Genomic DNA, 12,726 nt, shown 5'->3' with positions numbered 1-12,726 from the left:
CGCACCTCGCGCCTGTGTTTCGATTACTCTGGGAACGGTGAGCGTCCCGTCACGCCGCTCTGGAGCAGAGTTGCTCGAGCAAGAACTGGACCGGCTCAGGCGGGCCGCGTCTGGTCCCGGGCTGATCGGGAGCCCGATGGCGGAGGACGAGCCGCCAGAGCCGGAGGCCGCGCCCGGCCCCGCCCAGCCCGTGCCGCTCAGCTCGTGGATCGCGATGGCCTCGGCCCTGCTGTTCGGTCTGCTCCTGGTCCGGCTGGTGGGCTGGCTCTTCGACTTCCCCACGGACACGCTCGACGCGCGCGATGACTCCCCGGTGTCCGGGGACGAGTACCAGCTGCTGCTGTTCGCGCTGGCGATCAGCGTGATGCTGGTGGTGTTCGCGGATGTGGCGGCGGTGATCTGGGTCGCGCTCGGGAGCGGCATCGCGAGCGCGCGCCAGGCGCTCGGCTGCTGCGGGATCCTCGCGGCTGCGCTGGCCGCCTATCCCTGGGACGCGGCCGTATGGCTCTCGGACGTCGCGCAGCAGCGGCACACGGTGCGCGACGTCGTCGCCGTGCTCCTCGCGGGGGCCGCCGTGTTCTGGCTCTACCCCCGCGTCTCCCGAGTCCCGCACGTCCTCATCGCGACAGTCGTCGTGTGGGAGCTGGTCGCGCCGTACCGGCTCGGCTGGGTCGAAGAGCCGACGACCGCCTGGTTCGGGCCCGATCCGGCAGCCGGGGTGGCCGTGCTGCGCGTCGCCGCTCTGGTGCCGGTCTATTTCACCGTCGTCGCCGCATGCGCGCTCGTGGCCAGAGGCTCCGGGCCGCGCCGGATCTGGCACCAGGCTTTGGGCATGCTCGCGCTCGTCCTCGGCGCGCTGCTGCTCATGCCCTGGTCCCGTTTCCTGTGGGCGGATTCGCCGCCGCAGGAGCATCAGCTCGTCGGCTGGGCGCTGGCCGGGACGCTGATCGTGGCGCAGGGCGCGTTCCTTTTGACCCCGAGCAACTATGATGGAACAATCGCGAGGAATCGAGGGGGAGAAAGGGAGGGCTGATGGCCGTGCCGGTGATCGGGGCCGAGGATCCGGGGCAACCGACCGAACCGATCGTCTGGGCCCGGCCGCCCGCCCGTCCAAAGCCTATCGACCCGGACTCCCTCGACCCGGACGCGCTCGCCGCGCTGCTCGAGCGCGCCAAGCCCAAGCTGTGGCGAATCTGGCCGATCTACGGCACGGTCCTCCTGCTCATGCAGATCACAGCGATCCTCCTGGGAAGCGACACGCGGCACGGGCATAGGCCCTCCCCGGTCTCGGCGGCCGGTTTCGCGCTGTACGTCCTCGCGAGCGCGCTCTACATCCTGTTCGCCGCGCGGGGGCTCAAGGCCACCGCCCACGCCCGGCCCAAGCTGGACCGCAATCAGGCGCTGGCCATGTGCGGCACGGCGCTCTCGTTGGCGGCGGCGCTGCCCTGGTCGGTATTCCTCTGGGGCAAGGACGGGGCCGGGGACGAGCTTATCTTCGTGTTTTGGCCGATCTGCCTCAGCCTGGCCTTGAGTTTCCCGCCGCAGCGCCTCGGAGCAAACGCGCGCCGCATCCTGCGGGAAGGGGCGCTGCCCAGCCTCCCGAACGATCTGAGCAACCTCGTCGGCTACCTGCGCTTCCGCCGAGGCGATTGGCGTTTCCCCGCGCGCCTCGCCGTCCTCGCTCAGGCGGTCGTCGTGCTCGTGATCGCCTGCTCGCTGCTCGGCCCGTACGCTCTCGGCTGGGCTCGCCCGAAGCCGCACGGCGGCGCGCTGTTCGCCGCCGCCCTCCTGCTCGTCGGCCTCGCCGCGCTCGTCGCGTTGCGGCTGGCCCGACGGTTCGCCGGGGCTCCTCGCCGCTGGTGGGACGTCGCGCTCGGCTCGCTCTGGCTGGCCCTCAGCTTCATCTTGCTGTGCGCCTATATCGTCGTCATCAGCAAGCTTTCGCCTCGGCCGAACCAGTTCTCTTTGATCCGCGCGGCGGATTGGCTCATCTTCGTCCAAGCGATGTCGCTCATCGTGGTCCAAGCGCTGCCCTCGGCCAAAACTGCAGGAGACGATCAGTGACCGCGACCGGGGCCGTGGAACCAGAGGTATCGCCCGACCTGGCTTCGCTGGACGCGGACGGACTCGCCCGCCGCCTGCGGGAGCGTCCGTCGCGGATCTGGATCTGCTGGGCGCTCGCCGCCGCCGTCATGCTGGCCATGCAGCTCCATTCCTTCTTCTCTTGGCCCCCAGAACGGCAGAAGCCGCGCTGCGCCGAAGTCGGCTTGCTGTTCTACGGCGCGGCGGGCGCGGTCTTCGTCCTCCTCTCTGCCCTCGCGCTCCGAGCCGACTCCCGGTGCGAGCCGCGCTACCGGCTCAACCAGTCGCTGCTGATCGGGTGCGTGGCGTTGACCATAGCCGCCGGATTGCCCTGGCCGGTCTTCCTCTGGGGACCAGACGGAGCCGGCCGGAGCCTCTCCCTCATCTACGTTTTCTGGCCCTTTTTCCTCTGCATGCCGCTCGCCTACCCGCCAAGGCTCCCCCGTCAGGCTGTCCTCGACAAGCACGCCAGGGGCGAGCTTCCCTTCTTCCGCCAGGATCTGAGCGAACTCGTCGGCTCCGTGCGGCTCCTGCGCGGGGAGCGCGACTTCCCTGTGCGGCTCGCCGTCCTCGCTCAGGCCTCGTTCCCGCTCGGGATCGGCCTGTCGTTGTTCGGCCCGTACGCGCTTGGCTGGGCTCTGCCAATGCCGCACGCTCCGGCGCTCCTTTTCGGGGCGGCGCTCCTCGCGGCGTTCTCGACGGCGCTCGCCTGGCGTGTCGCCGGTCGGCTCCGGGGCTCGCCGCAGCGGATGTGGGCGACCGCCCTCGCGTATCTCGGCGTCGCTGTCGGCGGATGGCTCTTCTTCACGACCAGCTTTCCCGTCAGCCCCCAGCCCGATCAGCGCTCCCTCCTGCCAGTCGCGGGCTATCTCCTCATGACGCAAGCGGTTTTCCTCGCCACCTTGCGCGAAATTCCGCCGCTGCGGGCGAAGTCGGCTCAGCCTCAGTAGTCGTCAGGGGCAGGCCGCCCGGCGAAGCGGTCCCCGACCCATGCGACGGCTTCGTCCGAGTCGTCGAACTCGCCATGTTTGCCGCCCGCTGTGATCACGGCGTGGACCGCAGTTCCCCGCTGCTGCTCGTGCAGCACCGCCGCGCGCACCGTGCCCACCGGCACCACCTCGTCCTGGAGGCTGGCCGCGACGAAATACGGGACCGACGGCCCCCGCTCGCCCGCGGCGGGCAGAGTCCAGCCCCGCAGCCACGCCCGGAGCTGGTCCGCCTGCTGCCGGGTCGGCTTCGTGTCCGCCGGGGAGAGCCGCGCGGCGACCGCTGCGACCTTGTCCCAGCCCTGCGCGAAACAGCCGAAAACCGCGTCCTGGCTCGCTTGCTCCGCGAGCGGCCCGCGCACATACTCCGCGAACGACAGCTCCGGATGCGCCGCTTGCAAGCCTTTGAGCAGGCGCAGGTACGAGAGCTGGTCCGCCTTGCTCAGCGTGCCCGCAGCGGCCCCGTCCACCAACCAGGCGAAGTCAGTTGGCGGTTTCTCCGCGGCCACGCCGACCAGCGCGAGCCCGTCCCGGTCTGGCCCCGAACCGTATCCGGCGGCGAGATTGCCCGCCGCCCACGCTGCCTCGCCCCCCTGCGACTCGCCGTAAGCGGCCCACTTGCCCGAGAACGCCTTGCCCAGCTTCGCCAAGAGGGCTTTCGCCGCACGTGCCGCGTCCACCAGGTTGTAGCCCGTGGTCCTCGGCTCCCGGAAAGGGTGCGCCCCGTTCTTCTGGCCGGCAGAGCCTGCGCCGAGCCCCTGGTAGTCGGCGACCGCGACCACGTACCCGGCTGCGAGCAGCTTCGCGACACGGGGCGCGTCGCTGGGGCCGAGGCTCTTCGTCGCGGTCGGGCCGCACGATTTGTCGAACCCGACCGCGCCGTGCCCGTAGGAGACGAGCCGGTACCCGTCCGGCGGCTGCGGCCTCCCCTTCGGGACGAGCACCATGCCGCTCACTGCCACGGCCGCGCCGTCGATCCCGGAAGTGGACTCGTACCTGACGTAATGGGCTTCGGCTTTGTCGTCGAACGCCCCGCTGTCTCCGACCAGGCTGAACGGCTCGTCGGCGAGCAGCGTGCCCGGTTTCGGCTCCGACTGCCGGTCCCTCTGCTCCGAGCAGCCGAAAAGCAGCGCGCTCGCCACGGCAAGTGCCGTGGCGAGCGCGCCAGTGCTGTTTCGGGCTCGGTTAGAGCGCTTTGAGCTCGTCGATAAGCTCGCCGACCACTTTCTTCGCATCGCCGAAGAGCATAGTGGTGTTCGGAGCGTAGAACAACGGGTTGTCGATCCCGGCGAAGCCGGAGCTCATGGAACGCTTGACCACGATGACCGACTTCGCCTCGTCCACGTTGAGCACGGGCATGCCGTGGATCGGCGAGTTCGGGTCGTTGCGCGCCGCCGGGTTCGTGACGTCGTTCGCGCCCAGGACGATGGCGACGTCGGTCCGCTTGAACTCGTCGTTGATCTCGTCCATCTCTTTGAGCGCCTCGTACGGCACGTCGGCCTCGGCGAGCAGCACGTTCATGTGGCCGGGCATACGGCCCGCCACCGGGTGGATCGCGTACTTGACCTCGACGCCCTTGCTCTCGAGGATCTTGGCCATGTCCTTGACCGCGTGCTGCGCCTGCGCGACCGCGAGGCCGTAGCCGGGGACCACGATGACCTGGTTCGCGTAGGACAACAGGATCGCCGCGTCCGAGGGGTTGGTGGCTTTGACCTGCTTGTCGCCGCTGTCGCCGCCCCCGGCCGCCGCCGTGGTGCCGCCGCCGAAGCCGCCCGCCACGATGGAGGGGATGGAACGGTTCATGGCCTTGGCCATGAGGTTGGTCAGGATGGTGCCGGACGCGCCGACGATCATGCCGGCCACGACCAGCGCCAGGTTGTCCAGCGCGAGGCCAGCCGCGGCGGCCGAGAGGCCGGTGAGCGCGTTGAGCAGGGAGATCACCACGGGCATGTCCGCGCCGCCGATCGGCAGCACCACGAACACGCCGAGCGCGCCGGCCGCCACGAGCAGCACCACGATCCACCACCAGTCGGCCCCGCCGTTGCCGGACCGGACCCCGATGACCACCGCTGCCGCGATGGACACCGCGAACAGCACGAGGTTCAGCGGCTGCTGGAGCTTGCCGATGGTGATCGGACGGCCCGAAAGCAGCTCCTGGAGCTTCGCGTAGGCGATGATCGAACCCCAGAAGGAGATCGAACCGATGATCGCGCCGAAGAGCGAGCCGCCGATCTGCGCGACCCCGGAAGCCTCGTCCGAGAAGCCGCCGCTGGTGATGAACTCCGACCAGGCGATAAGCGCGACGGTGCCGCCGCCCATGCCGTTGAAGAAGGCGACCAGCTGCGGCATGGCCGTCATCTTGGTCTTCGTCGCCGACGGCACGCCGCCCGCGACGCCGATGAGCGCGCCCACCACGATCACGCCCCAGGCGAACGTCGTGGTGTGCGGAGCGATCTTGACCAGCGTGGCCACCACGGCGAGGACCATGCCCACCGCCGCGATGTAGTTGCCCCGCACCGCCGTCTTCGGGCCGGTCAGGCCCATCAAGCCGTAGATGAACAGGCCGAAGGCCACGATGTACAGGGCGTCGACCACCAGGTCGAGCGTCGTCACGTTCGTCACGGGTCAGGCCTCCTTCGAGGGGGTCTTAGTCTTGGGTTTGAACATGCCCAGCATGCGGTCGGTGACCACGAAGCCGCCGACCACGTTGAGCGTGCCGAAGATCAGGGCGACGAAGGCGATGACCCACACGTACCAGGGGGTCTGGGCGTTCAGCTCGCCCAAGACCACCAGCGCGCCGAGCACCACGATGCCGTGGATGGCGTTGGTGCCGGACATGAGCGGGGTGTGCAGGGTGTTGGGCACCTTCGAGATGACGGAGAAACCGACGAAGCCCGCGAGGACCAGCACCGCGATGCTGTCCAGCAAATGTTGCGTGTTCAACGTTGCCGCCTTATGCAGAGGTGGACGGGGTGGCGGGGGCTCCCGCCACGATGGACTTGGCCAGGACCTCGTCAGAGAAGTCCGGCTCCAGGGCGAGGGCTCCGCTCTCGGTCTTCTTCACGAGCAGTTCGAGAAGGGCCGAGATGTTGCGGGAGTACAGCTCGCTGGCGTGCTCCGGCATGGTCGCCGGGAGGTTCAGCGGCGACGCGATGGTCACCTGGTGCTTGACGACGGTCTCGCCCGGCTCGGTGAGCTCGCAGTTGCCGCCGGTCTCGCCCGCGAGGTCCACGACCACGCTGCCGGGGCGCATGCCCTTGACCGCTTCGGCGGTGACCAGGCGCGGCGCGGGACGGCCGGGCACCAGCGCCGTGGTGATCACCACGTCGAAGCCCTTGATCGCGTCTTCGAGCGCCTTCTGCTGCTGTGCCTTCTCCGCGTCGGTGAGCTCGCGGGCGTAGCCGCCCTCGCCAGCCGCCTCGATGCCGAGGTCGAGCCACTGCGCGCCAACGGAGCGGACCTGGTCGGCCACCTCCGGGCGCACGTCGTAGCCCGTGGTCCTGGCTCCGAGGCGCTTCGCGGTCGCAAGGGCCTGCAGGCCCGCCACGCCCACGCCGAGCACGAGGACCGTCGCCGGCTTGACCGTGCCGGCCGCGGTGGTGAGCATCGGGTAGAACCGGGTGAGCAGCGACGCGCCGAGCAGCACCGCCTTGTAGCCCGAGACGTTCGCCTGGGAGGAGAGCCCGTCCATCACCTGCGCGCGCGAGATACGCGGAATCGCCTCGATCGCGTAGGCCTTGACCCCGGCCGCGTCCAGCTTGGCGATGTTCTCCGTCGCGGTGCGCGGCGCGAGGAAGCCGATGAAGGTGGAGCCGCTGCGGAGCTTGGCGATCTCCTCGGGGGTCGGCGGCGCTACCTTGACGACGATGTCGGCGGACCAGGGATCGCCGATCTCGGCCCCTGCCTCGGTGTATAGCTCGTCCGGTATGAGCGAGCCGAGGCCCGCTCCGGGCTCTACGACGACCTTGAGGCCTTTCGCGGTCCAGATGCTCACGACCTTCGGCACCAAGGCCACCCGGCGCTCGTCTTGTCCGGTCTCCCGGACAACGCCGAGCGTCAGCGCGGACCCGCCTTCAGATAGAGCTTGCGCCATGCGGAAACTCACCTTCCTGTCTCTTTTGTGCCACCAAACGGGCGACGGCGTTAGAGTATGTCAGACGGGGTGATACAGGTTTAGCACCGGGGCGTGCTAGCCTTGACGCGCCCATTCGGGCGGCCCGTACTTAAAAGTGAAGGACTATGACGACAGCCAAATTCTACGACCGAGCAGGAGGCGAACATGCCTGACATCCACTTCGGCGGAGAAGGATTTCCTGTCCATATCGAGCCAGACCCCTGGGAGCAGCCGCTCGCGCCCGAATACGAGGCGCTGGTCGGCAAGCCGCTCCCCGAGCTCAGACTCGCCTCCTCCGAGACCACGGGCGTGTCGTTCCCGCTGCACCAGCTCAGCCGCGCCCGCAACATGATCGTCATCCTGCCCAAGATCGCGACGAAACGGCACCCCTTGCCCGAACACCTCGCGGACCATCCCCTCATACAGGCAGGCGTGCGGCTGCACGAGGGCGTGCACGAGCAGTACGAGAACTTGGCCAGCATCGGCTTCAGCTACATCTTCCTCGTGACCACCCAGAGCGCCGAAGAGCTGCGCGAGATCATCCGGCCCGAGCCGCGCCAGCAGTTCCCCGCCCTCTCCGACCCCGACCTCAAGCTCGCGGACCTCGTCGGCCTGCCCACGTTCGCCGTCGAGGGCGAGCGGTTCTACGAGCCGTTCGGCCTGATCCTCCGCGAATGCGTGGTGGAGAAGGTCGTCTACCCCATCGGCGACCCCGAGGGCTACGCCCGGTGGGCGTTCAACTGGGCGCGGGTCCGCCGCCCTGACCTCGACTTCCTGAACTACAACCTGGATCGGGGATCCTTCACCCGCCGGAACGGCTGACCGCAGCATGCCCGCGGACACATCGACCGAGAACTGCGTGTTCTGCGCGATCGTCGCGGGTGTCGGACCGGCCTACCGGGTCTACGAGGACGACGACGTCGTCGCCTTCCTCGACATCCGCCCGGTGAGCCGGGGCCACACCCTGGTGATACCCAAACCGCACAGCCCCTACCTCGAAGACCTCGACCCCGAGAACGGCGCGAAGATCTTCAAGGTCGGCCAGCGCATCGCCCGCGCCATCCGCCGCAGCGATCTCGGCGTCGCGGGCGCGCATCTCGTCGTCAACGACGGCCGGGCCGCGATGCAGACCGTGTTCCACACCCACCTGCACGTCATCCCCCGCCGCAAAGGCGACAAGGTCAGCCTGCCGTTCCTCTTCGGAGCCGTCTGGCGCAAACTCGTCGACCCCGAGCGCACCGCGGAAGCGATCCGCGAAGGCCTTCGCCGCCTGGGGTAGGCTCGGGTAACCAGATCCTCCCAGGCCATTGGGGCAAAGGAAGAGATTCCCTGCGCTAGAACTCATATATCGACCCGATGATGGGAAGCAGCTGGAAGGTATCAGCGTGGATAGTCGGCGGCGCACAAGCAGCTGTGGAAGCCAGTCCGGAGGAACCCGCGCCCACGATGCTTCACCAGGGCAGCGTGAATGAAAATTCTGCCGACCGGGCTTCCGGCAAAGGACGCGGGCCGGAATCCGGCCGTCTTCAATATCGATCTACGACCAAATACGGCTGACCAGGAACGCGCTCGCGCAGGTGCCGCTATCGGACCTCAGCGATTCGAACAAGCTAACGCGCGCCACGACGAACGAGCTCACGCAACGCATTGACTCCCTACGCTGATACAGCCTGGCCCTCACGCTCAATCAATCTCGACCACAGGCCGTGTTCTGGTTCAGAATATTCTCCTGCCCCATTGGCTCTCATCGAATCGCTCGTTTCATTTCGGCCGCCCGCACCACCAATCTAGGCGATAACCCGAAGGGGACCGCTATGCCCGATAGGATCGATCCTGTGAATTTCGGAATTTTAGGATCGCGCTAGCGAGCAGTCGCGCCCATCTGCGAATTGCATCGGAGCCTTCGAGCTCACCGGGCCGATCATCCGGAAGCCGCTCCCTCGTCCTTGCCGCTCACGGCGCGAGCGCAACGCACTCGCTGCGGCCAGCGCCGCCGGGACCGGCTAGGCTGGAAAGATGAGCACGCACGGCGACTACTTCGGGGAAGTCACCCATGCGCTCACCAATCTCACCGCCGACCAGTCCGCCTCTGTTCGGGACCGGCTTGTGCCGAGGGCCGCGACACCGGAGGATCTGCCGAAGCCCGAGCCTCGGAGCAAGCAGCCCTGCCACGATCAGCCCGTCGTTCCTGTCCTGGACCCAGGCATGCCGCTGTTCGTCACGCTGGAAGGGCCCGGAGTCATCGGCCTGTAGAGGCTAGTGCTCCTCGTCGAGGGCTTCTTCGCGATACGGGTTCTCGTCGCCGGCCGGGCGGGCGCCAGCGGCGACCTTGCGAGCCGCCTCGTCCGCTTCCCGCGCTTTTCTGACCAGCTCTTCCATCTGCGCCACGGTGTCCGGCACCGTGTCCAGCTCGAACTTCAGGCTCGGGGTGAATTTCACCCCGAGCCTTGCCCCGACGAGCCCGCGCAGCTGGCCCGCCACCTCGGCGAAAGCCTCAGCGGCGCCAGCGGTGTCCGGCTCGTCGGTGATGCTCGCGCCCCGGACCGTGTAGTACAAGGTCACTTCCCGCAGGTCGGCGGTCATCTTCGCGTCGGTGAAGGTGACCAGTTCCAGCCTGGGGTCGGGGATCTCAAGCTCGACTGCGCTCGCGACCAAGGTGCGGACCCGCTTCGCGAGCCGTCGAGCACGGGCCGGATCAGCCACGCGGCTTCTCCTGCAGCTCGTAGGTCTCGATCACGTCGCCGACCTTGAAGTCGGAATAGGTCAAGGTCAGACCGCACTCGTAGCCCTCGCGGACCTCGGTCGCGTCATCTTTCTCCCGACGCAACGAGGTGACTGTGAGGTTCTCGGCGATGACGGCAGAATCCCGCAGGAGCCTGGCTTTGGCGTTGCGCCGCACCACGCCCGAGGTGACCATACATCCGGCGATGAGGCCCGCCTTCGAGGACTTGAACAAAGCCCTGATCTCGACCGTGCCGAGCGAGACCTCCTCGTAGACCGGCTTGAGCATGCCGGTGAGCGCCTTGGTGATCTCCTCGATGGCCTGGTAGATGACGGTGTAGTACCGGATCTCCACGCCTTCGCGGTTCGCGAGCTCGGTGGCCTTGCCCTCGGCCCGGACGTTGAACCCGATGATGATCGCGTTCGAGGCCGCAGCGAGGTTCACGTTGGTCTCGGTGACCCCGCCGACGCCTCGGTCGATGACCCGGAGCTCCACCTCTTCGCCAACGTCGATCCCGATGAGCGCCTCTTCCAGGGCTTCCACCGTGCCGGAGTTGTCGCCCTTGAGGATGAGGTTGAGCTGGCTGGTCTCCTTGAGCACCGAATCCAGGTCCTCGAGGCTGATCCGTCGACGGCCCTTCGCCGCGAGCTCGTTGCGCCGCCGCGCCGCGCGCCGGTCGGCGATCTGCCGGGCGATGCGGTCCTCCTCGACCACGAGCAGGCTGTCGCCGGCCCTCGGCACCGAGGTGAAGCCGATGACCTGCACCGGCCTCGACGGCAGCGCCTCGGGCACGTCGTCGCCGTGCTCGTCCACCATCTTGCGGACTCGGCCGTAGGCGTCGCCCGCGACGACGGAGTCGCCGACGCGCAGCGTGCCGCGCTGGATCAAGACCGTCGCCACCGGGCCTCGGCCTCGGTCAAGGTGCGCCTCGATGGACACGCCCTGCGCCTCGCGGTCCGGGTTGGCCCGCAGGTCGAGCGACGCGTCGGCGGTGAGCAGCACCGCTTCGAGGAGCTGGTCGATATTCGTGCCGTTGCGCGCGGAGATGTCGACGAACATCGTGTCGCCGCCGTATTCCTCCGCGACCAGGCCGAACTCGGTGAGCTGGCCCCGGATCTTGGCCGGGTCGGCCCCCTCTTTGTCGATCTTGTTGACCGCCACCACGATGGGCACGTCGGCAGACTTCGCGTGGTTGATCGCCTCGACCGTTTGGGGCATGACGCCGTCGTCCGCCGCAACGACCAGGATCGCGATGTCGGTGACCTTCGCGCCTCGGGCACGCATGGCGGTGAACGCCTCGTGGCCGGGGGTGTCGATGAAGGTGATCAGCCGCTCTTCGCCGTCCAGCGTGGTCGGCACCTGGTAGGCGCCGATGTGCTGCGTGATGCCGCCGTGCTCGCCCTCGCGGACGTTCGCCTGGCGGATCGTGTCCAAAAGGCGGGTCTTACCGTGGTCGACGTGGCCCATGACGGTGACGACCGGGGGCCGGACCACGAGGTCCTCCTCCTCATCGTCGTCGTCGCCGTAGGTGAGGTCGAAGGAGTCGAGCAGCTCTCGGTCCTCGTCCTCAGGGCTGACGACCTGGACCTTGAAGTTCAGCTCGTCGCCGAGCAGCTGCAAGGTGTCGTCGCCGACCGACTGGGTCGCGGTGACCATTTCGCCGAGGTTGAACAGCGCTTGCACCAAGGACGCGGGGTTCGCGTCGATCTTCTCCGCGAAGTCCGAGAGCGACGCGCCTCTGGCGAGGCGGATGACCTCGCCATTGCCCCTCGGCAGCCGCACGCCGCCGACCACCGGGGCTTGCATGCTGTCGTACTCTTGGCGCTTTTGCCGCTTCGACTTGCGACCACGCTTGACCGGGCCGCCCGCGCGTCCGAACGCGCCAGCTGTGCCGCCGCCTCGGCCTCTGCCGCCGGGACCACCAGGGCCGCCGGGACCGCCAGGACGACCGGGGCCGCCGGGACCACCAGGGCCGCTACGGCCGGGGGCTCCCGCTCCAGCAGCGCCGCCGGGACCACCAGGACGACCGGGGCCGCCAGGACGAGGCCCCGGACCGGGACGGGGACCGCGGGGCGGCATCGAGCCCGGACTCGGAACCGGTCCGCGACCGCCAGGCCGGGGTCCGGGGGCAGCAGGCCTCGGCATACCCGGAACCGGCGGACGCGAGCCGGAAGGCCCAGGCCTCGGCCCCATCGGACGGGGAACGCCTGGCACGGACGACGGCGAAGGGGCTCCGCCGGGGCGAGGGCCAGGAGCGGGTCCCCTGCCCGGGTGCGGCGCGGGCGCGCCAGCCGCAGGAGGGGCGGGGGCGGACGAAGAGAACGGGTTGTTGCCGATCCGGGGCGGACGCGGCGCCGGGGCCTGCGGACGCGGCGCGGCGGCTCCGTCCTGCGGCGGCGCTTGCTGGGCCGGCTGCGGAACGGCCGTCTGAGGCTGCGGCTGGACGGGCTGCTGCGGCTGGGCCGGCGCTGGAGCCGCCGGACGCGGGCCGGGTCGAGGCCCTGGCACGACGGACGACTGCGCGGCGGGCGCACGGCCCTCGCTCTGCGGCTTTTGGCCCTGATCGTCGCTCACATGGCGCGTCGGCTTCGCGGACGCGCCCGCAGATGCGGCGAAATGGTCCCGCAATCGCCGCGCCACCGGCGGCTCGATCGTCGACGAAGCCGACTTAACAAATTCCCCCTGGTCTTTGAGCCGAGCAAGAAGGTCCTTGCTGCTGACTCCAAGTTCTTTGGCCAACTCGTGCACTCGAGTCTTGCCTGCCACTCGCGCTCTCCTCACTATCGAGGTCAAGCGCCCCCGTGCCAATGGCTGGCAGGCGT

General features: G+C 68.8%; 12 protein-coding genes. 6 read left to right on the top strand and 6 right to left on the bottom strand.

From position 1 onward, the window contains the following. The first annotated feature begins 37 nt into the window (after positions 1 to 37). Genes HMPREF9336_RS17915 through HMPREF9336_RS08800 form a run of 3 tightly spaced genes read left to right on the top strand, consistent with a single transcriptional unit; the run spans position 38 to position 3,032 of the window. Positions 38 to 1,033 (top strand): hypothetical protein, encoded by a 996-nt coding sequence (locus HMPREF9336_RS17915; protein WP_169727301.1) that lies wholly within the window; start codon positions 38 to 40, stop codon positions 1,031 to 1,033. Beyond that, positions 1,033 to 2,064 (top strand): hypothetical protein, encoded by a 1,032-nt coding sequence (locus tag HMPREF9336_RS08805; protein WP_007471014.1) that lies wholly within the window; start codon positions 1,033 to 1,035, stop codon positions 2,062 to 2,064. The genes HMPREF9336_RS17915 and HMPREF9336_RS08805 overlap by 1 nt, the downstream gene beginning before the upstream one ends. Beyond that, on the top strand, positions 2,061 to 3,032 hold the full coding sequence (locus HMPREF9336_RS08800) for a hypothetical protein (RefSeq protein WP_007471011.1): 972 nt from the start codon (positions 2,061 to 2,063) through the stop codon (positions 3,030 to 3,032). Before HMPREF9336_RS08805 ends, HMPREF9336_RS08800 begins: the two co-directional genes overlap by 4 nt. Here HMPREF9336_RS08800 and HMPREF9336_RS08795 read toward each other — a convergent pair. Genes HMPREF9336_RS08795 through HMPREF9336_RS08780 form a run of 4 tightly spaced genes read right to left on the bottom strand, consistent with a single transcriptional unit; the run spans position 3,026 to position 7,161 of the window. Continuing rightward, entirely contained in the window at positions 3,026 to 4,210 is a 1,185-nt protein-coding gene (locus HMPREF9336_RS08795; protein ID WP_007471009.1) for a lipase family protein, read from the bottom strand. The genes HMPREF9336_RS08800 and HMPREF9336_RS08795 overlap by 7 nt on opposite strands. A gap of 43 nt (positions 4,211 to 4,253) precedes the next feature. After that, positions 4,254 to 5,690 carry an NAD(P)(+) transhydrogenase (Re/Si-specific) subunit beta gene (locus tag HMPREF9336_RS08790; RefSeq protein ID WP_007471007.1) on the bottom strand — a complete coding sequence of 479 codons (1,437 nt, stop codon included), beginning with the start codon at positions 5,688 to 5,690 and terminating at the stop codon, positions 4,254 to 4,256. A gap of 3 nt (positions 5,691 to 5,693) precedes the next feature. After that, the gene (locus HMPREF9336_RS08785; RefSeq protein ID WP_007471005.1) at positions 5,694 to 6,011 is read right to left on the bottom strand and encodes an NAD(P) transhydrogenase subunit alpha part 2; all 318 of its coding nucleotides are present in this window, start codon (positions 6,009 to 6,011) and stop codon (positions 5,694 to 5,696) included. A 10-nt stretch (positions 6,012 to 6,021) separates the two neighbouring features. Beyond that, complete coding sequence (locus tag HMPREF9336_RS08780; protein ID WP_007471004.1) at positions 6,022 to 7,161, bottom strand: NAD(P) transhydrogenase subunit alpha; 1,140 nt, start codon at positions 7,159 to 7,161, stop codon at positions 6,022 to 6,024. A 186-nt stretch (positions 7,162 to 7,347) separates the two neighbouring features. Between HMPREF9336_RS08780 and HMPREF9336_RS08775 the strand changes: the two genes are divergently transcribed. The 3 genes from HMPREF9336_RS08775 to HMPREF9336_RS08765 all read left to right on the top strand — a co-directional run bounded on the left by HMPREF9336_RS08775 (position 7,348) and on the right by HMPREF9336_RS08765 (position 9,435). Beyond that, complete coding sequence (locus HMPREF9336_RS08775) at positions 7,348 to 8,004, top strand: hypothetical protein (protein ID WP_007471003.1); 657 nt, start codon at positions 7,348 to 7,350, stop codon at positions 8,002 to 8,004. Positions 8,005 to 8,011: 7 nt separating this feature from the next. Next, positions 8,012 to 8,461, top strand: coding sequence for an HIT family protein (locus HMPREF9336_RS08770; protein ID WP_007471002.1), 450 nt, complete (start codon positions 8,012 to 8,014; stop codon positions 8,459 to 8,461). A gap of 737 nt (positions 8,462 to 9,198) precedes the next feature. Next, a complete protein-coding gene (locus HMPREF9336_RS08765; protein ID WP_007471001.1) occupies positions 9,199 to 9,435 on the top strand; it encodes a hypothetical protein in 237 nt (78 codons plus the stop codon). A 3-nt stretch (positions 9,436 to 9,438) separates the two neighbouring features. Here the strand turns inward: HMPREF9336_RS08765 and HMPREF9336_RS08760 are convergent, their stop codons facing one another. Beyond that, complete coding sequence (locus tag HMPREF9336_RS08760; protein WP_007471000.1) at positions 9,439 to 9,885, bottom strand: ribosome-binding factor A; 447 nt, start codon at positions 9,883 to 9,885, stop codon at positions 9,439 to 9,441. After that, positions 9,878 to 12,670 carry a translation initiation factor IF-2 gene (gene infB / locus HMPREF9336_RS08755; RefSeq protein WP_040584719.1) on the bottom strand — a complete coding sequence of 931 codons (2,793 nt, stop codon included), beginning with the start codon at positions 12,668 to 12,670 and terminating at the stop codon, positions 9,878 to 9,880. The genes HMPREF9336_RS08760 and infB overlap by 8 nt, the downstream gene beginning before the upstream one ends. Between the last annotated feature and the right edge of the window lie 56 nt (positions 12,671 to 12,726).

This window comes from Segniliparus rugosus ATCC BAA-974 (assembly GCF_000185725.2).
Classification (GTDB): domain Bacteria; phylum Actinomycetota; class Actinomycetes; order Mycobacteriales; family Mycobacteriaceae; genus Segniliparus; species Segniliparus rugosus.
The sequence above is the reverse complement of the archived record's forward strand: the minus strand, read 5'-3'. Positions and strand labels throughout refer to the sequence as shown.